A 25,473-nucleotide genomic window follows, 5' to 3' on the forward strand; every position below is an offset into this window, starting at 1 on the left:
ACGGTTCATCCCCGCATCTGCGGGGAACATTTGATGAACTGGTAATTGAGCTACCGGAAAAACGGTTCATCCCCGCATCTGCGGGGAACATACGTGTTTGATGACATCCTGCTGGCTGCAGGCCGGTTCATCCCCGCATCTGCGGGGAACATTCATAAGAAATTGACCCTGGTTCCACTCCATACGGTTCATCCCCGCATCTGCGGGGAACATCGTGAAGATCAGGAGTACAGCATTATCCGTGCCGGTTCATCCCCGCATCTGCGGGGAACATCCCTGATGTACTGATGGATTTCCGCTATATCCCGGTTCATCCCCGCATCTGCGGGGAACATTATTAACACAACGGCCCCGGATCGCTCCGGGGCGGTTCATCCCCGCATCTGCGGGGAACATCGCGACGATCTTCGCCGGGGTTTCGAAGAGTGCGGTTCATCCCCGCATCTGCGGGGAACATCAGTCGGTGCCGCTCTTGATGCCAAACCGCAACGGTTCATCCCCGCATCTGCGGGGAACATGAAACACCGCCAGAGATTGGCCGGGAGAATCACGGTTCATCCCCGCATCTGCGGGGAACATTACTGGCTCCGGTGTTGAGGTCCAGAATACTTCGGTTCATCCCCGCATCTGCGGGGAACATGTGTTGACGGTTGGAAGAAGTTGCTCAGTCATCGGTTCATCCCCGCATCTGCGGGGAACATCGCGAGTGCGAATACTGCCAGAAATGCAGGGACGGTTCATCCCCGCATCTGCGGGGAACATTGTGGTTGTCCATCCATCTCTGCACGTTTTTTCGGTTCATCCCCGCATCTGCGGGGAACATGTTTGCGATTCCAACTTGGCGCGCCTCCCTATCGGTTCATCCCCGCATCTGCGGGGAACATTATTCCAGATTCATTTTGGTGCTGTTTGTCTTCGGTTCATCCCCGCATCTGCGGGGAACATGGCAGCGGACAGGCGTTGAAACTAGCAGAGAGCGGTTCATCCCCGCATCTGCGGGGAACATCTTGAATTTCCATTTTAAGCGCCTCTTTTGTGCGGTTCATCCCCGCATCTGCGGGGAACATCCAGCATGGAGGATGAAGAAAATGGCTAACCGCGGTTCATCCCCGCATCTGCGGGGAACATCGCAAAAATTCCTATATTTAATTACAGCAGGTCGGTTCATCCCCGCATCTGCGGGGAACATCCCAACGCCCCCGCCCAGCCAAGCGTTGCCAACGGTTCATCCCCGCATCTGCGGGGAACATCCACGCGGAAGGATAGCGGGCAAGAGATAGACCGGTTCATCCCCGCATCTGCGGGGAACATTTCTTCGGTCTCCTCTTTTCCTTCATCGGGCGCGGTTCATCCCCGCATCTGCGGGGAACATAACTGTAGCGTATCGTTTAGCGCAATGCCAGACGGTTCATCCCCGCATCTGCGGGGAACATAGTTCTGGAGATCCCCAAAGTTGATACAGGTACGGTTCATCCCCGCATCTGCGGGGAACATTTTGCCCCGCTGGTCAGGATGCAGGGGGTTAGCGGTTCATCCCCGCATCTGCGGGGAACATGGCTCGCATGGCGGCGACGTTCTGCGCTATTTCGGTTCATCCCCGCATCTGCGGGGAACATGTCTGTGCAAACCGAAGCTGTTGCGCCTCAATCGGTTCATCCCCGCATCTGCGGGGAACATCTGTCAGAGCTATTTTGATTGTTACGGAAGAACGGTTCATCCCCGCATCTGCGGGGAACATTATAGTCCTGTGCAAACTTCAGTTGACTATCGCGGTTCATCCCCGCATCTGCGGGGAACATTTAAGCCCCATAGCCGCCACCTGCACAGCTTCCGGTTCATCCCCGCATCTGCGGGGAACATTGAATTTTCAGCCACGCTTAAGGCTGTTGAGACGGTTCATCCCCGCATCTGCGGGGAACATTGCCCACTCGTTTACGACAGCCTTTAATGCATCGGTTCATCCCCGCATCTGCGGGGAACATCAAGGCGCGGTCAGTAGTTATCTCAACGTCAACGGTTCATCCCCGCATCTGCGGGGAACATTGTCAGAAATCCAAGCCGCCATTGATATTGGGCGGTTCATCCCCGCATCTGCGGGGAACATGTAAAATACCGCTTTCTTGCCACCGCTACCCCAGGTTCATCCCCGCATCTGCGGGGAACATACCGTCTTTGCCTTGTCCATCACGATTACGGGCGGTTCATCCCCGCATCTGCGGGGAACATGTCGTCGAGCGCATCCTGGTACCCGGCTTCGCCGGTTCATCCCCGCATCTGCGGGGAACATGGCTTCCGCATCGGCCACCACCACGGTGCTGATGGTTCATCCCCGCATCTGCGGGGAACATGGGGTCGTTACCTCCGTACAGAATCCAAAAAACGGTTCATCCCCGCATCTGCGGGGAACATCCCGGTGCTGTCTGCTGCGGCATTGGCAATGCCGGTTCATCCCCGCATCTGCGGGGAACATGGGTCAGGCGCAAAGCCGATGCCCTCCAGCCACGGTTCATCTCCGCATCTGCGGGGAACATGAGGCTTTCGACCAGTGATCCGTAAAACAGTTCGGTTCATCCCCGCATCTGCGGGGAACATGGCGCGCTCTTCGTCGGTGAAGGTAAATGTGTCGGTTCATCCCCGCATCTGCGGGGAACATTATGCCTAAGCTGCGTTGTAACTCGTAGGATGCGGTTCATCCCCGCATCTGCGGGGAACATAGCTATTTCAGACGACAGCAATTTCACTATCTCGGTTCATCCCCGCATCTGCGGGGAACATGTTTTTTCATCTTGGACAAACAAAGTCATCAACGGTTCATCCCCGCATCTGCGGGGAACATACTATTTATATCTATTCGTATTTATTCAGTTTTCAATGAACTGTTTTTTCTACCAGAAAAAGAAGGGCTATCTACATCTCTTTAGAAACACGAATCATCCACCATTTTTGCTTGTATCGGTAGGGAGGCATTCAACCTCCGGAAGAAAGGACACCAGCTTGATGCCATCCATCTCCTTTGGAATACGGCGGTTTTCACCGAGAGTGATAAAATCAAAACCGGCTTCAGTATTCGTGCTCCAGGCTATAACCGCATTCCCGGATTCGATGCCCTGATGGACGTTATCGACAATCATATCCCGTACTCGCCGAGGCGGCTTGCCGACATAGACACCGGCACGCACTTCCAGCAGCCATAAAGCCAATCGTCCACGCAGACGGTCCGGGGCGTTTTCAACCACGATGACCAGCATCACCGATTCCTTCCTTGTTGGGGATGGCCATATCAACAGCTTCGATGTGTTTCCCCGGCACGGTTACTTCTCCGGCGGCGAGAATTTGCTCAATGGTGGGAATGATTCGTTTGAGGATTTTGCTCTGACGAAACGCATCACGGCAAGCGAGCCGCACCTCCCGTTCCGGGTTGCGCGGTTGTTTGGCCGCGATGCGAAAGGCGACCGGCACCACGGTTTCAAACTTGAACACATCGGCGATATCGTAAACAAAGGACTGCGGCTTTCCGGTATGGATAAAACCGATGGCCGGAGCATAACCGGCCGCGAGGATGGCGGCTTCACAGATGCCGTACAAGCAGGCGGTGGCCGAACTGAGGCAGCGGTTGGGCACATCGCCGCTACCCCATTCGGAGTGGTCATAATTGCGTTTTTTCCAGGTGACGCGATACTGTTTTGCCAGCAGGTCGTAGGTTTTGCGCACCCGCGCCCCTTCGATGCCGCGTAACTGCTCGACACTGCGGCGCTCCGGCGGTTTTTCGCCAAAGCGTAATTCGTACATTTTTCGCACAACCTTGAGCCGCGCTGAATCATCCAGAGCGAGCTTGGCCTGATACAACAGACGGTCCGCCCGTGCCCCACCCGGTTGCCCGGCGGAATACAGCCGCACCCCGGCTTCCCCCACCCACACCAGCAAACAACCGACGCGCGATGCCAGCACTGCAGCAGCGTGCGATACCCTCGTACCCGGTTCCAGCATCAGGCAGGCAATACCGCCCACGGGGATATGGGTACGCACGCCGGTTTTATCAACCAGGACAAAGGCCCCGTCGAGCACATCGAGCTGCCCTTTTTCGACAAACAGCACCGAAATGCGGTCTTTGATGGGAATGGGTTTGAGGGGTGGCAATAACGGTTCACTCATTGTCCTCCCTCCTGTTCGTTGAGACCAGGTATTGACTCGGTCTTGTCGGCTTCACGACGAACACGATTGGGTTCCTTCTTGGCATCCTTTTTATAGCCCCAATAGGCCCCCTTGCCCTTTTTTGCGCCGCTATGTTCGATCTTTTTGGCTTCATTGGCCATGGAGTGGCTCCTTTAGAACGTTATGCTCGTGCCAAAGACAACATCCCGCAGCCAAACCCTTTTGCAGGACCAATACCGTTTTCAATCAAATCCATCAACGCTGCTTCATTCTCAACTTTGAGAACACCTTGAAAACGAACGGGCTGAATTTTCCCAACACGACGCTCCTTGGCTTTGCGAAAATTCATCGGTAAACGTTTTTCGGCGATCAGGGTTTCTAACTCTGCGCAGCCAGCCAGTTTACGTTCCAACCACTGTCGCCATTCTTCGTCACGAATTAACGGCACACGGCATTTTTTCACCTCTCCTTGCCGATTAAGCCGTCCACTTTCGTCGAGAATGGTCTTAACAGGATTACCAATTACCATAAAACGGAGTCGCTGCCCGGACCGCAATCGAGGCACGTATTCCCGTGTCGCCAGCAGGGATGCATCACGTGTTGCGCACTCGGGTTTTCTTTGCGATTGCAACAAAATTTCCGCCTGCTGCTGCCCCATTCGCTCCACTCGAAACAGATAATCACGCTGTGCATCGGCATCTGAAGGAAACAGGTTCCATAATATTCGATGGATTTCATACGGATTGCGACATGCAGCCCCTTTGATCATGATTTTACTCAGATACATGCGGTCCTCCGTAAATATAGACAGTGCGAGAGGCAAATTGACGTGGTTGATTGATCATCGGCACATCACGCAAACGGATACTGCGATCCGCCAGGCCATCAATATCAGCATCCGTGAACACCACGCCACCAGCCCCCTCGCATTGTTCAAAAGCTTGCAAAGGATTTTGTGCCGAAACCTTTCGGGAGAAGAGAGGCTGTGCCAGCGGACAACTGCGCCGTCCCAGATAGGGGGTAAAAATCGGCTTTTTGATCGCCCTTTCCAGATCAGCCAGTGAAACGGTGGCTCCAGCATCGACCCAAATTGCAACGGTGAATTCAGCGTCTTGAAGGTATTCCCGCCACGTCTGGATGGTTTCATGACTTTTTAAACCACTGTAATTCTGGCGCGCGTCCTGAACGGTGTGGTAATCCGTCATTTTAATCACCGTTAAAGGACAAGTGCTGCCTGCTGTTTTGACATGACGAACCTCTTTGCGTACCGCAAAATGAACACTGTCCGCCAACTGTTGCAAGCGACCATGCTCGTTACGACGAATTCCAAGGCAGGCACCGAGCAAACCAAGTAGAGCGCTGAGCGTCGGAAAATTTCCCGACGAGCGGGTCCCCTCAAAACTATGTTCACCCCAGGCCTGCATCGGACCTTGTAGTTTGAGAATCAGAAAATCCTCCATAGCTTACCCCTCACCATTATTGCGCACCCAGGTTTTCAATTCTTCAAGGTTCGTCTTGACAGCAATCCCCTCTGGAATTTCTGATTTTGCCAAGGAAAACTGCGCGCACTGTTCATCCAGACCGTATCCGATATGCACACGTTGCCAATAATCCTGCAGTGCCGTCATTGAGGGTTCCCGAAAGCCACTGCCGTTATGTTGCATGATGGGTTTTTCAAAAGCATTCGCGAGAGAAATGGGAAGGTCGGAAAACGAAACCAGCGCCAGATCCGCCACATTGTGTGCAGCAAAACTCTGTTGCTTGGCCGAAGGAACCACGGTCGCCATCATGTACAAAAGGTGGGAAGCAATTTCCAACGCTTTTTCCCGTGATGCGTTGCCAAGATTTTCCTGCAATTGGCCGAGATTCAGGCTGGCATAACGATAAAAGACGCCACTGGAAAATTCCTGCGTATCAAGATGACCAGAACCTTGTTCCTGAAGGTCATCCACGGCGGTAAACCAGTCAATATCGGAATCAACAGCGTGTGTCGTTAAAGCGTGCGCCATAGCCAGAGCACCATCCACCTGACCAAGCTCACTGAGCAAGCCGGAGGTTGCCATGCGTCCAGACAGGGCTATATCCAGTCCGCCAACCAATGTCTTGCGCATGGATTCGACAGAGTCTTTCAGTTGTTTGATCAAGGCCTTGTCATCCACTCCCTCGTTCTGAGCCTTTTTGACCTGTTCACAAAACCAGGAAAACTCTTCAAGCGCCCAGGGAGCAACGGCATCCCCTTCGACAATGCCATCAACGGCAACATCTTTTTCAATCAAAAGTTTCATTGTTTTTTCAATAATCTCAACAGGGAAACGGCCCTCAAGTTCCGCAATAAACCTGTCCCGCAATTGACTCAGATGCTTTGTTCTAATGCTACCTTCACCCAGGTTGTCCGCATAATAATCGCTTTTTCTCATAGCGCGTTTAAGGCTCTGACTGGAAACACGTACCCGGCGAACACCACCGAAAATTGCAGATTTCTGCATGTTCATGTCATCACGGTTCAGACAGGAAGGGCTATGGGAAATCAGGATGTGAAAATTGACGTAATTCTTCATGGGTTATTCCTCCGATTATTTATCTGACTGATTGATGAAAAAATCTTCGAGCAAATCACGTTTACTGCGTTCGTTGTAATCCCAGTACCACAGCTGTTTTGCCATAAGCGGCCAATGCACTTTAGGTTCAACCTGTTTGAGGATACGGCGCAACTGGATCATGTCGTTGGGGGTCTGGTTGCGGATCACCTGGATCATGCGGCTTTCGGAAACTGCTGGTCGCTCTCCTTTGCGGCCACCTGCCAAAGCAGCCCCTAAAGAAATCTTTTGTTCCGTATGCTCAATGCAGGGCAGGCAAAAAATCAGCCTTTGATAGGCTTTCTTTTGCCATTCTTTTTCTCCGCGTCCGCCGAACAGACGATAAAAGGCCGGCACTTCCAGCAGATCGTCCGGTTTGGTGCAGCGTCTCAATTCAGCTTTGGAACCATTCGGCAAAGACTTCCAGGCCTGGTACAGCTCCATAAAATCATTTTCTTTTGTCATCAACTCCCCCCTCCTTCAGAGGTTTAAGTGCGTTGAGGTGTTTAAAAAGAACCCGACGGGCTATCGCCATAGTGTGAATCAGAGGGTTCTACCCCGAATTTACGGACACTTCAAAAAAGCCTATAGTGGGCTAAAGGAGTGTTTATGTCTAAGAGAAGAAAATTCAGTCAGGAATTTAAACGTGGGGCAGTAGAACAGGCTTGCCAGCCTAATGTCAGTTGCGCTCAGGTTGCAAGAGAACTCGGTATCAATGCCAACCTGCTTTCACGGTGGAAGCGAGAGGCTGAGGCAGAGGGCCGCCATGCCTTTGGCGGGACTGGAAATCCCAGAGATGATGAGGTTGCAGCTCTTAAACGTGAATTAGCCCGGGTAAAAAAGGAACGGGATTTTTTACGCGAAGCGGCAACGTTCTTTGCCAGGGAGTCGTCCTGAAGTATCAGGCGGTTCAACGTTGTCGCAATGAATTTCCTATTCGCTTGATGTGTCGTTGCCTCAAAGTTTCTCACAGTGGTTATTATGACTGGGAGAAAAGATCCCCCAGCACACGACAGATTGACAACGAGCGTCTACTGAAGCGCATTCGTGAAATCCATGAAGACAGCAACGGTGCCATTGGTGTTCCGCGTATGCATGAAGACCTTCGGGAAACCGGAGAGACTGCAAGTAAAAATCGCATTGCTCGTTTAATGGCTTCAGCCGGACTTCAAGGCTGGCCGCGAAAGAAAAAACGAGGTCGATATCACACACCAGTTGTAGTCCCTGCCGATGTTCAGAATCAGTTGCAGCGTGATTTTAAGGCATTGGAACCAGAACAAAAATGGGTCACAGACATCACAGAACTCAAGACCGGCGAAGGAAAACTTTATCTGTGTGTTGTCATCGATCTGTTCAGCAAGTTGGTCGTTGGCTGGTCAATGCACCATCGCCAAGACCGGCAGATGGTGATCCGTGCCGTTGAAATGGCCGTGTGGCAACGTCAAGAAAGTAACCATGTGATTTTGCATTCGGATCGCAGCAGTCAATTTCGCAGCACGGACTACCAAAGATTCTTGAAGGAGAACGCCCTGGTTTGCTCCATGAGTGCTGTTGGTCATTGTGGAGATAACGCAGCCTGCGAGGGATTCTTTGGTGTTCTCAAGCGAGAACGCACAAATCGGATGAGATATCCGACAATGGATGCCGCCAAAGCGGATCTATTCAACTATATTGAACGCTTCCATAATCCACGAATGAGGAAAAGGATTGCTAGACGTGATATGGAGTTTCAGTTGTTTTCAAACCGTCCGTAGAAACGGGGTATAACCCAGATTCGGATCACTTAAATAAGGTTGGACAAGTTCCTCAAACAGCTCACGGTCAAGGCGGTGCAGGACTTCGCCAAGAGTCAACAGAGTTTCTTTGGGATTCTCAAAGTCCACACTAGCCAGAGCATCAAGAATGATTCCTTCGCTACGGCGATAGAATTGCTCTTTGCCCGCTTCATGAACAGCTACTCCGGCGCCCTTGATTTCTTTGTTGTTCATTCCTTTAAAAAAGGTCAAAAGCGCCTTATTCAAAGCATCACGGTAACCAAGGGCCTTATCCACAATCTCTTGAACCGTTTTCGGATGTTTATTCCAGCCCTGGCCTAAAGAGAGGAGTTCATGACGGCGTTCCAGAATAGAGGCTTGGTTGTTGCGATAACCGCCGACTGTCAAAGCCAGCCTTCGCAAGCCTAATTCCTGTGCCTGTTTAATCACAGCAGCCGGCTGTTGACCTGGTGTTTTGGCATCAACCACATCCCGTGCAAAAACAAAGGACCCCAACTGAGTCCATGAGGGTGCGGTTGTGGTGAAGCTCACGAATTTTTCTTCTTTCTCCCCTTTTTTCAAAGCAACGATTCTGGCTCCATGAGGATGGGGCCACAAACCTTCAATGCGGTAACTGAATTTGGCCTTATTGAAGCCCCGATAAACCTCGACATGGTGTTGACCACAACAACTGCATGATCCCCCTTGCTCTGCCTGGCAGAGTTCGATGTGTGCCGGTTGCCAAAACAGTCCACGAAGAAAACCAATGCTCTGAGCGGCAAAAGTTTCCGGCTTAATAGGGTCTATCCATGTCGGTTTTTGTTTCTTTGTCTTCTGATGCCAGGGCAACAAGTGGTCAATGTTTTCCTCAGTGAGAACATTCAACCAAATGGTTTGGCGCAAATGTTCTCCCTGCACCAGAGTTGTTACCGGTGCCCCACCGCGCAAGCCGGCTTTGAACCCGCCACCAAAACCGGGTACGTTCATGGCCTGGTTAAACAAGGCTATCGCTGTACACCCGGCACACAGGGACTCCCCCAAGCCGGATGGATTGACAAAACAGCTGTTGGTGGCGCCGGTAACCCCGGCCAGCAGTTTGTCCATCGGAGTCGGTTCTTTTGCCTTGACGTTACGGACTTGCATGAAGGGGGATGTTGGATGATCTAGCTGAAACCAATCATTAAAGAATTTGCCCGCGCTATCGAGCAGCTCCCCAGTTAACGGCGTCTTGATTCGCTGTTTCAATGTGGTGGCGTTGTCCGGTGTTGCCAGGGCCTGGGTCAGACAAATCAACAGCTGCAATGCCGCCAGTTCCATGTCGTCACGTGGCAGGCACAACTCCCAGTGTTCGTCTCCACAGAGAAGCTGTCGAACTGTTAGCTTCTGCGCCGAGGCTTTACCCTGTAACCGAACAGGTATCCAGGCATCGCTCAATAGATTCATTTTTTCTCCCTCCTCAAACCGGTATCCCGGTGATACCGAAAAATTGTCTGTATTCCTTCGGCAATAAATCCCTCTCTTGTCGGCTGCATATTTAACCAGTACCGTTTATCCTCCCCCAGAGGGACATCTTTCAAAGCGCCTTTCCACCCTCCTGTTCCCGGCACATTGATACTGTTGAGCGCCAGTATTTCGAGCAACCGGTATTCATCCAGCGAGTCCAATAAGTCACCATCCAGTGTCCGGCGACCGGCGTCCGAATCGAGATATGGAATGACCGTCAAACTCATTTCTCCATCGCGGGTCACGGCGGTGATGCTTTCATCGCTATCGACAAAAGGATTGGAATCTCTGGCCATATTGACCGCCTGGCGTGCTTTATAGCCTTTGATGTAAATTTCATCCTCGAACTCACGGTTAGCCTCAGTGATCTCTTCGGGTTCATAGGGCCACGGTTCCTGTTGATAAGCTTTTTCAATCTGGGTCCGGTAAGCCACTGGAAAGACTATCTGTTCACTTTCAGCAAGAATCTGCTCTGTGCGCCATAAAACGCGCTTGTTGCCATAAACGACTGCAGTACCGCCGTAATCATCGTCGGTCGGCAACACCACCGTACACAACCGCTTGGAAAAAGCAGCTGGACGCGTTGCATCATTGATTTCATGGCGATGCAGACGGCCCATGCGCTGAAATAAGAGATCAATGGGGCAGAGTTGCGTGATGATCCAATCGAAATCGACATCCAGAGATTGCTCCACCACCTGTGTCGCCACCAGAATCCGCCCTTTTTTGCGATTACCGTTAAGTCCAAAGGTGTGTATGACGCTCTGTTCTTTCACTTGGCGGTCAAGAAAGCGGAACCGGGCATGAAACAGATCAACCGTGATAGAGGCCTCCTTCGCCTGTTTCTTCAGTTGCTCATAAAGGTTTTGTGCAACATCAACCAGATTACAGATCACCGCCACTTGTGCTCCCGCCGCAGCGGCTGCGATCAACCGCTCTATCAACGACGCATCAGGCACCATGCCGTCAAAACGAACGCATTCGACGTTGACAGTAAGCGGGTCCGGTTCATCATCTTCCGCCAACGAAAGCGGCAAAACTTCCCTATTGGTGGCACAACTGATGAGAGGATAGGAATCGCGCTCTCGCGACTCTGGCAAATCACTATCCCACGCTGAAAACAGATGCTGTTTTTGGTGAAAAGGCAGGGTTGCCGACAACAGAATCGCTGATCCACCAGATGCTCGTTGCTGTCGTAGAACCTCTTCCAGCAAACCATACATGTAGGCATCATAAGCGTGCACCTCATCGACAATCAGCACACTGCGCCCCACGCCAAAACCTCGCACGAAACGATGCCGGACCGGCAACACCGAAATAAGCACCTGATCAATGGTGCAAACTCCGATCTGACCAAGAAAAACCCGTTTGCGACTCTCAGCCAACCATTCACTGCACTTGACCCAGCCGTCCTGTTCATCGCCGTCTTCAACCCTTCCTCGTTTTTTCAGTTCAGCAAAAGGTTCATTAAATCTGGCAAACCCGTGGGCCAACAGGAGATTGGGAGAATCGGCAAAAAGGATTTTCGCTGCTTTTTCCAAACGACCAAACATGGCATTAGCAGTCGCCTGGGTTGGTAACGCGAAAATAATCGCCTCAGCCAACCCGCTATCAACGATTTTCCAGGCGTGAGCCAGGGCGGCTTCCGTTTTACCATTTCCGGTCGGCGCTTCGATGATAGTCAGGGACGGATTGGCTGGAAGATTTTCGGTTAAACACTGTAAAGGTCGAGGAGGCTTTCCAGCAGGAAGCAAAGCGGCGACTCCAGAGAAAGACTTTGGCTGACCGATGAGGCCGGATAATTGCAGAACTCTTTGAGCATCGGCAGCAATCTTTCCTTCAAAATAAGATTGAAGATCCTGCGGGGTTTCAAGAAAGGAGAAATCTGTATCGTCACAACGGGAGCCCAGCCAATCGGCAACAGAGCAAAACCCGGCGAGAAAAACGGCTTGATAAGATGAGAGGCAGGGTGGCTCGCTGGTCATTGATAGGCCCGCCGGAGTCAAAAAAAGCTTTTCAAGAGCGTACAGCCATGCCACCCGAGATTTGAAATCAATTGAGGCATAACGGTCATCAACCTGGGAGCTGAAGGATAAATCACGCAGGTAGTCGGCATTCTTTAAATGCCCATGATGTCCGGTAACCGCTTCTATCCAAGGCTTAAAAGCCGCCCACTGCTCAGGATCATTTTCATCCACAAATAGACTATCACCGGTATCCCCCTCGCCGAAAAGCTCCAGAATATCGTTATGGAACCAATACAGTCCGGCCTCTCCATGCCAGTAGTCCTTACTTTCATTCTTAGAAGGCAGAATGCCATCCGAAAAACCATAGAGCTGTTTGAACGCAGGATGGCTTTTGAGTTGGAACCGTAAGTCAAACTTTCCGTAATCATGTAAGGCACAGAAAAACAGTAACCAAGCCCGGATTCGAGTTTCATCCTGTCCCTGACAAAAACGATGACGGATAGCAAAACTTGCATTCCACCATGCAGCTGCCACTGCCGCCACATCCAAACAGTGATAGGGCAACAGATGATAGCGGCCATCCTCAGCTGTTTTGCCCCAGTAGGCATAAAATTTTACGAACTCCATTTTTTCCCTCCTAAAAATCACATAACAATAACTCATAGTTACATTCGCAACAGGCTACGCTCCCCCTCTCCAATCTTCAACAGTTCTAATCTTCTTACTCCCGCACCCAACACCCCAGCAACACACCGATCACCAACCACGTCAGCAGTTGCACGGCAGTTTTATTGTCGGTGCGCTGATACCAGTGAGGCCAGCGGCGCAGCCAGCGGGAAACGGTGGTGTGATTTTCCAACACCGTAGGCAACTGCCAGCCCTGGCTGTCGGCCAGCCAGTAGACGGGGATCAACATCAGCCACAGGCCCAGGCCTAGCAAAAACATGGCCAGCACAACCACCAGACCGTAGCTCAAGGCCATGACACCGCCGAGGGGCAGGCCGAGCAGCAAGGCTCCGTAGATACCGGATGTGTAGCCGCACCAGACGGTGCCCGCGACAATCATCAGCGCCAGGTAGCGGGGCAACCAGGATTCGAGGGCATCGAAAAAGGCGACCACCTGGGCAAGCAGGGTTTCGCAAATCCAACTCAGGGCAGTCAAGGTCACGGGGGCTTGGGTGGCAACGGTGGTGTTCATGGGCATTCTCCTGTCGTGGCGTCAACCCGGATTTTTCACAAAAATCGTCGCAAGAGGCCGGAAAGGGCCGTGGCTGCAAGGCACGCGTAGTAAAACGCTCGTAGGCATACTTACAGTCTGCCGAGAACGTTTTTCAAGCGTAACGCAACAGACATAGTCCTTGCCGGATTCGCAGCAGGTCTCTTGTGAGAAATGCGGGTTCAGTTCATCGTTGAAATAAACGATAAACCGCTGCCGTGACAAAAGATGTCACCCCAAGGCATTTTTTTTGATGTGCTGTGAAAAAATCAGGTGGGAACGGTTTTAAAGGCTGAACCACGGAGGCACGAAGACACGGAGAAAATCGTTTGAAAAAGCTTTGGTTTCTTTGTCCTGAGGACTTGTGATTCTATGTTGACTTGGCAAAGAGAAGGATGTTTTTTATCTTGGCCATTATCAGATTTGATCGTGAAGTCATCGCGAAGCTAAATGGGGCCCCCGTGACTCCGTGGTCAAAAAATCAGTTATAAACAGCGCTCATCCGTGCAATTTCCTCAACCACCTGCTGACGCAGATCAGCGGGCGATACCACTTCCACCTCAGCGCCGTGCTCGAGGATCTTCATGACGATTTCCCGGTAATCGGCCACGGGGATGGTCAATTCCAGGCGGCCGTCGTCGCGTAGAACCTGCTGCTGACCATCGCACCAGTGTTGTTCCCGCACAAACGGCGCACGCCGGGCGCTGAAGCGCAGGGTGACCGGCTGATGGTGCTGATCCTGAAAAATACCGCACGCCCCTTGAATCTTATGCTGCCAGGTTTCTGGATCACGGTAGTCAAAGGGTGTATCGGTGAGGTGCATCTGGCTGATACGTGACAACTGGAAGGTGCGCCAATCCTGCTGCTCTTCACACCAGCTAATCAGATACCAACTGCCGCTGTAATGTTGCAGATGGTAGGGATGCACCATGCGGCTGCTCGCTTGCGGGCGGGTCGGATTCTGGTAGCTGAAATAGACCTTGCGCCGGGTCAGCACCGCCTCACCGAGTTGCTGAAAGATGGTCTCATCCACCGGGATGTAATGACTCCAGTTGGCGGAAAAACAGTGGTCAAGATGTTCGCGGTCAATACCGCATTGCTCCAGATTGGTGAGCATCTTTTCGCACAGGGCGTTGAGTTCACCACTGAGCGGCGACGCCCCGCCGCTGTCGAGCATGCGGCGCAGAATGAGCATGGCCATGATCTCCTGATGGGAGAACCGCGTCCAGGTCAAGCTGTAGCTGGCGTCGCTGTAACGATACCCGCGCCGGGTGGCGTTGTATTCCAGCGGGGCACCGATCTGGTTGGTCAAGGCGTCAATATCACGCTTGGCCGTGCGCTCGCTGATCTCAAACTGGCGTGCCAGCTTGGGCGCGTTGGGATAGTTGCCCTGGCGGATCTGATGGTCAAACCAGAAAAAGCGTTCAATACGGGACAGCATGGTGGCCTTTCATTGCAACAGGGAACAGGTCAAAGAGCTATTGTCACCGAGAATCACGCACCAAGGCAACCTGAATCGTCTTCTGCGCCGCGCGGCCGTGATCATCGACCACGCGCAACACCACCTCCCCCGGACGCGCCTGCCACAGGAACGGCTCATCAGCGGCGCAACTGCCAAGATAGCCGTCATCGGCAAACCAGTACAGCGTTTGCACATCGCCATCGGTAATGGCCGTCAGGGCGATGGTTTCGTCGTCAAGGCGATCACTGCGCAGCTGATAGGTAACCCCGGCCACCGGCGCGGTGATGCGTGGCGCGGCACCGGACTGGGCCACCTCCTGCAGGCTGCAGCCGGGTTCAAATGGCGGCGGCACGGCCAAGGCCACTCCGGCAAGGCGGAAAATACGTAACAGATCCGAGGGCCAGAATTCATAGACGTTCATTTCGGTGCGCCCCGCTTCAGCGCGGCAGGCACGCAGGCCGGTGTTGCGATCAACCGCCACCTGACGGTGCAACTGCGATACCTGAATCGGCGATACGCCGGGGATAAACCAGGTCGGCACCGTATGCGGCGTCAACGGATTGGGCAACGCTCCGTCTTCGCGACACACCGCAACCTTGCGCAGATTGAGCAGACCGGGCTTGAGACGCTCCGTCGCCGTCCAGCCCTGGCCGTGGCCCAGCGCTTCGAACAGATCAAACAGCAACGGCCCGGCGGCCTGACGCCCGATCAGCGCCGGATTGCCGTGGCCATCGAAATGCCCCAGCCACACGGCAATCACGTACGGGCCGGACACGCCCACCGCCCAGGCATCGCGAAAGGCAAACGAGGTGCCGGTCTTCCACGCCACCTCGACACCGCCGCCCACCTGCCCCAGCAGTTCCTGGCGCTGCGGCGGCGGATTATCGCGCAAGATATCCAGCACCAGAAACGACGCTTCCGGGCTGAGTAAATTCTTGCCCTGGTGTTGCGGTTGTTCCATCAGGCTGCGCAGCGGCTTGAATTCACCACCATTGGCCAACAACGCGTACAGGCGCACCAGTTCCACCATGGTGACTTCCGCGCTGCCCAGCGACAACGCCAGCCCGTAATACTCAGCAGCGCGCAACCCCTCGACCCCGGCCTGCTGCAGCCAACCGTGCAGCCCCGGCTCAGTCAATCGGGCTTGCAGTACCGTGGCCGGCACGTTGCGGCTGAGGATCAGGGCATCACGGGCAAACACCGGGCCGAGAAATTTCTGGTCGTAGTTTTCCGGGCTGAACCCGGCGAAACGGTGCGGCGAATCTTTGAGCATGGTCAGCGGATGGATCAGCCCTTGGTCCATGGCCAGCCCGTAGACAAACGGTTTGAGGGTTGAGCCGGGGGAGCGCTTGGCCGTGGTGCCGTTGACCTGCCCGTCAATGCCGTCATCCCAGAAATCCGCTGAGCCGAGCATCGCCTCCACGGCCATGGTGGCACTGTTGACCACCAGCACGGCGGCGTTGTCGAGTCCGGCAGGCGCGCGCCGTTCGAGATAGGCGGCGGTCAACTGTTCGACGGTGTTCTGCACATCACGGTTGAGCGTGGTGTTGACTGCGCCATGGCGCAGGGTGGGGAGCTGCTGATCGAGCCAGGTGATGAAGTGCGGTGCGGCGAACGGCAACTTCTGGGGAGAGCGAAATTGCGGCGGCAAATCGAAGAACACCTGCTGACTGACGGCGTCGGGATGAAACTGACACCAGCGCTGAAACAGATGGCTGCGTGCCTCCAGCAGATGAGACAGGCCTTGGGTGGTGGTCGGCGAACGTTTGACCGGGTTTTGCGGGATGACACTGAGGCTCAGCGCCTCGGGCAGGGTCAGGGCGTTGGCGTGCTTGTCGAAATAGATCAGACTGGCCGCCTCCACCCCTTCAATGTTGCCGCCGTAGCTGGCCAGATTGAGATAGGCCTGAAAGATGTCGTCCTTGGAATAATGACGGGTCAACTGCACGGCGCGAGCGATCTGCACCAGCTTGCCCCACAAGTCACGGGTATCGAGACGCCAGCGCAGCCGCGCCACCTGCATGGTGATGGTCGACGCCCCCACCCGCCGATCTCGGGTCACGTAGGTGGTCCAGGCCGCGCGCAACAGCGCCAACGGATCGACGCCGGGATGCTGGTAGTAATCGCGATCTTCGTAGAGCAAGGTCGCTTGACGCAGGGATGCCGCCACCTCGTCCAGATCGACATGCAGCCGATAGCGATCATCATCGGCCAGGGTCAGGCGCAGCAACCGCCCCCGGCTGTCAAAATAGGCACGCGACTCACTCTGGTAGCGGCTCAATGCCGGTTTTGGCACCAGCGCATAACCCAGGGCCGTGACCAGCAACAATCCGGTCACGGCCCATAACCAGCGCCGCCGCCTCATGGCGTGGCAACCACCTCAACACGACCCGGCAGCGCCGAGGCATGAACGCTGCGGTCATACATCGATTCGGCATACAGGGCGGGAACAACAAAATTCCCCGCCGCCGTCGCCTTGGCGCGATAAGTCAGGGTCCGCACCCGGGTGTCGAACCGACCGTAAAACACCAGCCGATCCTCACGCACATCCACATAGTCGGCGCGCCAGCCCACGGCGGTGCGGGGCACGGAATCGCGCAGCACCTCAAAGCCGCCGGGCAGCAGATCGATCACGGCAATGTTGTCACGGACACGGCCCAGAGCGCGGATGGTCAGCTCGACGGTGACCTCCTGGCCCTGCTGCAGTGTGGTGACGGCGTTACCGTCGTCATCCACCATGCGCCGCTGCACCTCAAGGCCTTCGCGCACCACCTCAGTCGGCAAGGTGCTGTCAAAACCGGCCTGGGACAGCAGGGCAAACAGCCGCTGGTGGGAGCGCACCAGCACCTCGTGGGCGGTCAGCGGCACGTCGGCGGTAGCAAACGGCTTCAAGGCCACGTCCAACGGCTGCTCCTGTTCCGTTTTGGCCAGCAGACGAATTCGCCCATCCTCCCCCTGCGGGTTGGTCAGGGTGGAATAGGCGCCAAGGGCGAGAATGGTGTACGAGGCGGACAAGGTATTGTAGCGGCCACGGAACACCGGATCGATCAGACGCAGCACACGGTCGCCGTCGACCTGACGCGCCCGCTGCGGGAAATGCCGACACAGCAGATAGAGATACTGGGCATCACGGGTCAGCGGCGACTGGAAGGTGACGAAATCTTCTGTCTTACTCTCGCTGAGTCGGTAGCCATCGATGAGCTGTTCCGCCTCATTCTGTTTACGCAGCAATTGATAGGACGCCGCCACATAAGCCGCGGTGATGTCCTGATGCCAGTCGACTTTTTTCCCGTCCAGTGTCGTCTGCACATCCACCAGTGCATTGGTGGTCACCTGGCCCATGCGGGTCAGCAGATAGATGGCGTAAACACGCAACCGCGAGTCGGCCAGATCGCTCGTGGATTGGTAGGCGATCTGGCGCAGATAATCCTCCCCACGCGCCAGCATGTCGTGCGGCACCGTAAAACCAAATTGACGTGTCTCAAGAAGAAAGTGCATCACGTACAACGACGGGAACGGTGCCGCTTCACGACCACCGGGCCAGAAGGTAAACGCCCCATCACTGCGCTGGCGTTGACGCAACCGCGAGATCAGCACATCGATCCGTTTTTGCAACGCGTCACGCTCGCCGACCAGCCGCGGATAGGCCAGCAGGCCGATGGACGGGAACACCTGACTGACCACCTGTTCGGTGCAGCCATGGGGGAAATGATCAAGATAATGGCTCAGGCCATCCACCAGCACCAGCGGACTGACACTGGCCGCCACCTTCTGCTCGGCCAGCGGCGTCAGCAAGGCGCGTGTCACCGGCAGATCAATGCGGCCATCATCGCCACTCCGGCAGTGCATGGTGGTACGGTACGGCACCGCCGGACGCAGACTGATGCCGCTGCGGCGACGACTCCGTTCATCTCCCGCCGTGGCGGTAAAGATCAGTTGCGCCGCTTCGGGCTGCTCCCCGGCCTGCACCTGGAAGCGCGCCACCTGTTCGCTGCCTTCATCGATGGTCAGCGTCTGTGTGGTCGATCCTTTGATCTGCAACGGACCAACGCTTTCAACGCTCAACGTCACCGGCAAGGCGTCTCCCGAACCTTCCAGCACATTGGCCACACCAACACTCACCTCAAAGGTGTCGCCGGGAGCGGCCTGAGTCAACACACTCGGTGTCAGCACAAACGGCCCGCGCACCACGGTATCCTGTTGGGCCACGCCCAGCGCCTGTTCGCTGACGGCCACCGACATCACCCGCAGGTTGCCGGAGAAGCTGTCCGGCAGGTCAAAGTTGACAGTGGTAGCGTCCGGCCCGGCATCGACAATGCCCGACCAGAATACCGCCGCCTTTTCCACCTGACGGGTAAACGGATTGAGATTGGCGGCCAGCGCCTTCATCCGTTTGGCGGCAAAACCGCCGCCACTGGCCGACACCTCTTTGACCAGAGCGAATTCCGGCAGAATCAAATCGAGAATCTGCAGGGTCTCCACCTCAAGGGCACGTTTTTTGAGAAAATGATCCAACGGCTGCGGCGTGGTGTAGCCCGCGACCTGAAGAATGCCTTCATCGACGGCAAACACCACCAGCCGCGACGGCTTGGACACGGTGACCGCCACCGGCAGGGCTTTGCCCGGACGAGCCAGCTCCGGCACCGTCACATCGACCTGCAACTCACGGCGACTGCGGTCAATGGTAAACGGCTGCACCGCGTAGCTTAACGGGCTGGTAAAGATCTCTTTGGACGCCGCATCACGCACAAACGCCACGTTGACATAGGCGTTGCCCTCCAGATCTTTCGGGACCGTGATCGTCTGTAGAGTACTGGTGGTGTCGGTTTTAAACCACTTGAAGGCATGCACCTGATCGCTCTCAATGGTGATCAGCCCGGCACCGCGATAGGGTGCGGTGATGCTCATCTCAATGGTGTCACCGGCCCGGTAATCTTTGCGATCCAGCGCCAGTTTCAACTCGGCGTTGCGCTCCAGTTCGCCGGTGAGATTGCCATGACCAACCACGGTGAACGGCACGCGAGCCAACTTCAACCCGGCATCATCGACAATTTCGAGAATGTAGTCTCCCGGCGTCGCGGTCGGCAGTGGATAGTTTTGTGCTCCGGCCTGTAACGTCAGCGCTGTGGCCTCTCCGGGTTTTTCCCGTTTCACACTCTGGTATTTAAACGTGCCGTTGGGCTGCTTAACCAGCGTCGACAGGGTTTCCACGGTGATCAGTCGCACCTGAAGATGATCTGCGGCCACCGGGGTCAGTTCGCTATTCAGCGCGATCAATTCCAGGCTGCGCGGCTTATCCTTGTGGATATAATTGAGCGCACCGTCACTCTTGTAACCGAGCAGTGTGGTACAGGGCGAGATCAGGGTGCGATTCTGCGCCGTGACACTGCGCCCGCCACCCGGCTCAAAGCCTTCCACGGTCAGGGTCAGTTGATAGGTGCCGCGGGCAAAGCGCTGCAGCGGTAATTCAAAGCGGGCCACGCCGTCGTTATCGGTGGTGAGGCTGTCCAGAGGTTCATTCACGGACAACGCTGCCTGCTCCGGGTCATAATAGGGATCGGTAAACACAAACCCTTGATAGTCGCGGAAACTGAACCGCGCCGGTGTGACCTGCAAGCGCCCAGTCACCTTACGCTGCTGCGCGGCGGTGCCGAACAGATTGCGCAGATGGACCTCGGCGGTCAGCGCCGACGCTGTACTCCAGCCTTTGCTCGGCACATCGAGCAGGCGACTTTCGATTTTCAGGGTGTCGGGCTGGAACTCCTCAATGCGGAAATTGCCGGAACCGATCATGCGGTCGCGGTATTTGCCGTCGCGCACCAGATACAGGGCCACCTGATAAGTGCCGGTCTCCGAGGTCGGCTGCGAGGCAAACTCTTCATCGAAAAAACCCATCGCCGGCAGCATCAGCCGTTGCGACCACACTTCGTTGCCGCGCGGCGAACGCACTGCCACTTCCAGGGGCATGCCCTCGACATTGCCGAGCTGGTTATCCTTGACGATAAACCCGAGATGCGCCGTGTCGCCAGGACGGTAAATGCCACGGTCAGTGAACACAAAGGCATTGAGATTGTCGCGGCGGTGCTGATTGGAGCGCACCCCGCCGACATTGAACGACGAGTAATTGAGCTGGCGCTGATAACGGGCAAACGGAATAAACGACAAATCAGCGCCCGACTCCACCACATAGGCGGTGGGCTGCTGCGATTCTTCAAAGCCTTTGGTGCTGGGGAAGCTGACGTTGCCATCGGCGCCGGTGGTGCGCTCAAACAGCGGCACACCGTTACGGCCGAGCAGGCGCACCTTGGCTCCGGCCACCGGCTTGCCACTACGGATCGACTGAACAAACAGCAGATGGCTGTCATCGGCCTGATCCTTGACCAGCAAACCGAGATCGGTGACCAGAATCACCCGCCGGTCGCGGATATGGCCGAGTTGCCGTTTATTAACCGGGTCCCAGCCGGTGACGGTGACGAAAAACAGGCCGAACTGATCCTGTCGATCCGGCAGATAGCTGCTGAGATCCACGGCGGCATAATTGGCTTTGGCCGGATGGACCTTTTGCAACGGCAACACCTGCTCGCTCAACGCGGTGATGTTGTTTTCATCAAAATTGTAATTACTGAAATAACCGTCCTTGATGTCACCGCGACTCTGGCTGACCAGATGGTTGATCTGGTGAGGCAACAGTTTGCCCACCTCCACCTTGACTGCTTGCAGGCCGCGCGCCAGCAGACTGAGCTGATGAGCACCCGAGCGTGACAACATCGCCCCCTCGCCCATGATACTGAGCTCCTGCGGATAATCCGGTGCCCGTAACAGGGTGTCGTAAAACGAGCTGTGAACGAAATCGTTGACCGAGGTCAACCCCTCACCAATACGCAGATAGAGCTGGCAGTCTTGATCCACATCAATGACAAAATTGTAGAGTTTAGAGGCCGGGCGCGGATTGTCGATCATCTCCAGAGTAAGCGGCTGCGATTCCTTGAGCACGGCAGCGGTCACCTGACGCGGGCCACTCCAATAGCGGCTGTTGGCGTTCGGCAGGACGAACACCTGCAGTTTGCCGAGCAGTTCAGCGCGGTCGATGTCATCGGTGAACTCCAGGGTGATCACCTGTTGCGGCTCCTGCTGGTCGTTGCGGACGATCTGGCTGCGCGCCTGAGTCACTTTCAGATAACTGTAGCGATCCGGGATGGCCACCTTGGCCGCCACATCCTTGGTGCTGGCTGCCCCGCCCGTCGCAGGCGCGACACCGGCCAGAACCTGCAGCTGCATGGTGTTGGTCTCATCCGGCAACGCCAGAGGAACGGAATGAAGGTAGGCTTCACGCTGCCGTTTATCAAAACTGAGTTCATACGCCACCGGTTGCAACGCGGTTTGCGCCGAGGCACCGGACGGGCGCATGCCGAGGCGGATATGTTCACGCAAACTCTGCTCATCCACCGGATAGGAAAAGCGCAGAGTGGCCACCACTTTGCGCACCGAGGACTGTTGCGGGTCCTGATAAAAAGTCATGGATGCCGGGGTAACGGTCAATGTCGGCGTAGTAAAGGTGACGCGACGTTCAGCCAAACGGGTTTCGGCACTGAAAATACTCGCATCGAATTCGGCGGTCATCTCCGTTCCGGCGGGCCACGGTTCCTCCGGGGTAAACGCCAACGTGGCATCACCACGCCATTGCCACTGGCCACGCAGGGCGGGTGTCAGGCGAATGCCCTGCTCCACCGGCTGATCGACCAGATCAATGCGCGCGACAGAGGGATATCCATCGGGAATCGGCTGGGAAGAGCGTTGCTGATCGTCATAAACAAAATCAATGACCAGCTGATCAGGTGTCGCCAGATCATCGTTGGCCATAATGCCGGGGCCATCCACTCGTGCCACCACCTGTAGCGGTTGCGGCTGCAGAGCATAATAAACGCCACCACCGACAATGCCGCCGATCACCAGCACTGCCAGCAACAGACGCAGATAAAACCGGCCCGGCTTTTCCCGACGCTGCAGATTGAGAATCGTCAACCACGGTGGCGCCTGCCAGCTCACGGAACCCACAAGCCCTGCCACACAACGTCCCAACAGCCTGAACAATGCCTTCACGCACCACCTCCGGATTAAAGGTCTGAGTTTTTGCCAAAACCTGCCCATCTATGGGCTTGTATCTTACCGATATAACTTAATTGTCACGTTAAATTATCAAAGTTACATCCCTGTGATAGAAACACAAGTTTTTTTAACAACACCTCGCAATTGATCACATGTATCGATAGAAAAAATCAACAATGACGATCACCACAACACGTGACAGCCGTCACGGCTCACTTGATAAAGACTTTCATTTTCTTATTGACACAAGAGCGGCCATTCTTTTACTTTATGAAAACGAATTTCATTTTCCTATTCATAAAACATCAGCCCATCTGGAGGTCAACCGCTCAATGGAACTGTCACTACGCACCCTCAACGTCAATGAAAAAGCCCGCATCACCCAGTTGTCCGCCTCCGGTGAAATGGCTCGTCGTCTGCGCGATATGGGGTTGACCCCCGGCACCCAACTGGAAGTCACCGGCCGCGCCCCGCTCAAAGATCCCGTCGCTCTGCGCCTGCGCGACTTCACCCTCACCCTGCGCAACAACGAAGCTGATCACATCATGGTCGAACGATTGGAGAACAACTGATGAACCACACCGCCACCATTGCCCTGGCAGGCAACCCCAACTCCGGCAAAACCACCCTGTTCAACGCCATCACCGGCGCGCGTCAACATGTCGGCAACTATCCCGGCATCACTGTTGAACGCAAAGAAGGCTCCCTCAACCTTAACGACACCCGTGTCAACATCGTCGACCTGCCCGGCTGTTATTCACTGTCTGCTTTTTCCCAGGAAGAGCTGGTTGCCCGCAAGGTGCTGGTTGATGAGCGACCGGACATTGTTGTCGATATCGTCGATGCCACCAAACTGGAACGCCACCTGTATCTGGCCATCCAGTTTTTCGAGCTGGGCATCCCGGTGATGCTGACCCTCAACATGATGGATGAGGCGAATAAAAAAGGGTTGCGCATTGATACAGAAAAACTTTCAACCCTGCTCAAATGCCCGGTGGTGGAAACCGTGGCCCGTTCCGGCGAAGGCAAGCAGGAACTTTTGGAAAAAGCTCTGCACTACGCGGCGGATCGCGGTGGTGTCTGGGAACCACTGGAGATCTCCTACGGCGCCGATCTCGACACGGCTCTCAATGCCATGGTGGAAAAGATCGAAGCCGCCCGTTTCATGACCAACCGCTATCCGGCACGTTGGGTGGCCCTGAAATATCTGGAAAGCGATGACGAGATCGTCACCGCCGGACGCAGTATCGGCAGTGTGGCCTTTGAACTCGAAGAGATGGTCAGCGAAGTGGATACCCACTGCCGTACCACCCTCAACACAACACCAGAGGCCTTGATTGCCGACTACCGTTACGGCCTGATCAACTCGATCCTGCGTCAGGACATTATCGAACGTCCTCAACAGGTAGACCGCCGCGAACTCACCGACAAACTGGATAACGTTCTGACCAACCGCCTGTTCGGTCCGCTGATCATGTTTGGCGTACTCTACGCCATGTTCCAGATCACCTTCACCCTCGGCGAAATCCCCATGGGCTGGTTTGAAAGCTTTTTCGGTTGGCTCGGCAATACGGCTACAGCTCTGATTCCCGACGGCATGCTGCAATCGCTGATCGTCTCCGGTGTCATCGACGGCGTCGGCGGTGTCATGGGCTTTGTCCCGTTGATCGCCATCATGTTCCTGATGATCGCCTTTCTCGAAGATTCCGGCTACATGGCCCGCGTTGCTTACATGCTCGACCGCGTGTTGCGCATGTTCGGCCTGCACGGCTGCTCGGCCATGCCGTTTATCATCTCCGGCGGCATCATGGGTGGCTGCGCCGTGCCCGGCGTCATGGCCACCCGCACCCTGCGCAGTCCCAAGGAAAAATTGGCTACGCTGATCACCGCCCCGTTTATGCCATGCGGTGCCAAGCTACCGGTGTTTCTGCTGCTCATCGCCGCCTTTTTCAGCGAGAACGAAGCGCAGATCATGTTCTCTATCACTCTGGGCGCCTGGGCCATGGCCCTGCTGGTCTCTAAATTACTGCGCTCAACCATCATCAAGGGCGAACCGACGCCGTTCGTCATGGAACTGCCACCCTACCGTCTGCCGACCCTGCGTGGCGTGCTGATTCACACCTGGGAACGGGTGTGGCAATACATCCGCAAGGCCGGGACCGTTATTCTGGCCGTGTCCATTTTGCTGTGGGCGGCCATGACATTTCCGCAATTGCCGGAAAATCAGGTTAACGCCTTTAACCAGCAACGCATTGCCGTCGCCACCAATGTGATGGATATGGAACAACGCTCCACCCAGCTCGAAAAGATTGACAACCAGGAAGCTCAAGCCACGTTGCGTTACTCCGTGGCAGGCCAGATAGGCAGTTTCTTTGAACCGGTTAGTCAGTGGGCCGGATTTGACTGGCGCACCAATATCGCCCTAGTTGGTGGATTTGCCGCCAAAGAGGTGATTGTTTCCACCTTCGGCACCGCTTATTCGCTGGGCGAGATCGATCCGGAAGAGGCCGCGCCATTGTCGCATCAGATCGCCACCGATCCGAGCTGGAACAAGTACACGGCCATCTCGCTGATCATCTTTGTGCTGCTCTACGCACCGTGCTTTGTCACCGTGGTGACCATGGCCAAGGAGTCGTCATGGGGCTGGGCGGTGTTTTCTACAGTGTTTAACACCGCGCTCGGCTTTGGACTGGCGGTGGCGGTGTATCAGGTTGGCACTCGGTTATTGACTTAAAGG

Annotated in this window: 15 protein-coding genes, 1 pseudogene and 1 CRISPR repeat array (1 of these 17 only partly in view); of the genes and pseudogenes, 3 read left to right on the forward strand and 13 right to left on the reverse strand. The window is 55.2% G+C overall.

Going from position 1 to position 25,473, the window contains the following annotated elements:
* A CRISPR array of direct repeats spans nucleotides 1-2,836; the repeat unit is 29 nt; unit sequence CGGTTCATCCCCGCATCTGCGGGGAACAT (it extends 3,720 nt beyond the left edge of the window).
* Nucleotides 2,837-2,930: 94 nt separating this feature from the next.
* Genes cas2e through casB form a run of 7 tightly spaced genes read right to left on the reverse strand, consistent with a single transcriptional unit; the run spans nucleotide 2,931 to nucleotide 7,193 of the window.
* Nucleotides 2,931-3,248, reverse strand: a complete 318-nt coding sequence (gene cas2e, locus DACE_RS13495; RefSeq protein WP_006002093.1) for a type I-E CRISPR-associated endoribonuclease Cas2e — start codon at nucleotides 3,246-3,248, stop codon at nucleotides 2,931-2,933.
* Nucleotides 3,229-4,152, reverse strand: a complete 924-nt coding sequence (gene cas1e / locus DACE_RS13500) for a type I-E CRISPR-associated endonuclease Cas1e (RefSeq protein WP_006002095.1) — start codon at nucleotides 4,150-4,152, stop codon at nucleotides 3,229-3,231. Before cas1e ends, cas2e begins: the two co-directional genes overlap by 20 nt.
* Entirely contained in the window at nucleotides 4,149-4,313 is a 165-nt protein-coding gene (locus DACE_RS18215; protein ID WP_155809136.1) for a hypothetical protein, read from the reverse strand. The genes cas1e and DACE_RS18215 overlap by 4 nt, the downstream gene beginning before the upstream one ends.
* A gap of 20 nt (nucleotides 4,314-4,333) precedes the next feature.
* Nucleotides 4,334-4,939: a type I-E CRISPR-associated protein Cas6/Cse3/CasE gene (cas6e, locus tag DACE_RS13505; RefSeq protein WP_006002096.1), complete on the reverse strand. Its 606-nt coding sequence runs from the start codon at nucleotides 4,937-4,939 to the stop codon at nucleotides 4,334-4,336.
* Entirely contained in the window at nucleotides 4,926-5,612 is a 687-nt protein-coding gene (gene cas5e, locus DACE_RS13510; protein ID WP_006002097.1) for a type I-E CRISPR-associated protein Cas5/CasD, read from the reverse strand. The genes cas6e and cas5e overlap by 14 nt, the downstream gene beginning before the upstream one ends.
* 3 nt (nucleotides 5,613-5,615) lie before the next feature.
* Nucleotides 5,616-6,710: a type I-E CRISPR-associated protein Cas7/Cse4/CasC gene (gene cas7e, locus DACE_RS13515; protein WP_006002098.1), complete on the reverse strand. Its 1,095-nt coding sequence runs from the start codon at nucleotides 6,708-6,710 to the stop codon at nucleotides 5,616-5,618.
* A 15-nt stretch (nucleotides 6,711-6,725) separates the two neighbouring features.
* Entirely contained in the window at nucleotides 6,726-7,193 is a 468-nt protein-coding gene (gene casB, locus DACE_RS13520) for a type I-E CRISPR-associated protein Cse2/CasB (protein ID WP_006002099.1), read from the reverse strand.
* 144 nt (nucleotides 7,194-7,337) lie between these two features.
* On the opposite strand from casB, the pseudogene DACE_RS13530 reads away from it, so the two are divergent.
* Nucleotides 7,338-8,490: pseudogene (locus tag DACE_RS13530) on the forward strand (IS3 family transposase); the annotation flags it as partial.
* On the opposite strand, the gene casA reads toward DACE_RS13530, so the two are convergent.
* The 6 genes from casA to DACE_RS13560 form a co-directional block, all read right to left on the reverse strand.
* A complete protein-coding gene (gene casA / locus DACE_RS13535) occupies nucleotides 8,468-9,925 on the reverse strand; it encodes a type I-E CRISPR-associated protein Cse1/CasA (RefSeq protein ID WP_006002101.1) in 1,458 nt (485 codons plus the stop codon). The pseudogene DACE_RS13530 and the gene casA sit on opposite strands and share 23 nt — an antisense overlap.
* Entirely contained in the window at nucleotides 9,922-12,579 is a 2,658-nt protein-coding gene (gene cas3 / locus DACE_RS13540; RefSeq protein ID WP_006002102.1) for a CRISPR-associated helicase/endonuclease Cas3, read from the reverse strand. Before cas3 ends, casA begins: the two co-directional genes overlap by 4 nt.
* Nucleotides 12,580-12,673: 94 nt before the next feature.
* Nucleotides 12,674-13,150, reverse strand: coding sequence for a hypothetical protein (locus DACE_RS13545; protein WP_006002103.1), 477 nt, complete (start codon nucleotides 13,148-13,150; stop codon nucleotides 12,674-12,676).
* A gap of 499 nt (nucleotides 13,151-13,649) precedes the next feature.
* The gene (locus DACE_RS13550) at nucleotides 13,650-14,609 is read right to left on the reverse strand and encodes a helix-turn-helix transcriptional regulator (protein ID WP_006002104.1); all 960 of its coding nucleotides are present in this window, start codon (nucleotides 14,607-14,609) and stop codon (nucleotides 13,650-13,652) included.
* 43 nt (nucleotides 14,610-14,652) lie between these two features.
* Nucleotides 14,653-16,995 (reverse strand): penicillin-binding protein 1C, encoded by a 2,343-nt coding sequence (gene pbpC, locus DACE_RS13555; RefSeq protein ID WP_006002105.1) that lies wholly within the window; start codon nucleotides 16,993-16,995, stop codon nucleotides 14,653-14,655.
* Nucleotides 16,992-22,697 carry an alpha-2-macroglobulin family protein gene (locus DACE_RS13560; RefSeq protein ID WP_006002106.1) on the reverse strand — a complete coding sequence of 1,902 codons (5,706 nt, stop codon included), beginning with the start codon at nucleotides 22,695-22,697 and terminating at the stop codon, nucleotides 16,992-16,994. Before DACE_RS13560 ends, pbpC begins: the two co-directional genes overlap by 4 nt.
* A gap of 371 nt (nucleotides 22,698-23,068) precedes the next feature.
* Between DACE_RS13560 and DACE_RS19020 the strand changes: the two genes are divergently transcribed.
* Together DACE_RS19020 and feoB are read left to right on the forward strand one after the other, a co-directional pair.
* Nucleotides 23,069-23,308: a FeoA family protein gene (locus tag DACE_RS19020; protein ID WP_040367509.1), complete on the forward strand. Its 240-nt coding sequence runs from the start codon at nucleotides 23,069-23,071 to the stop codon at nucleotides 23,306-23,308.
* The gene (feoB, locus tag DACE_RS13570) at nucleotides 23,308-25,470 is read left to right on the forward strand and encodes a ferrous iron transport protein B (RefSeq protein ID WP_006002108.1); all 2,163 of its coding nucleotides are present in this window, start codon (nucleotides 23,308-23,310) and stop codon (nucleotides 25,468-25,470) included. Before DACE_RS19020 ends, feoB begins: the two co-directional genes overlap by 1 nt.
* Nucleotides 25,471-25,473 lie beyond the last annotated feature (3 nt).

Source organism: Desulfuromonas acetoxidans DSM 684 (assembly GCF_000167355.1).
GTDB lineage: Bacteria > Desulfobacterota > Desulfuromonadia > Desulfuromonadales > Desulfuromonadaceae > Desulfuromonas > Desulfuromonas acetoxidans.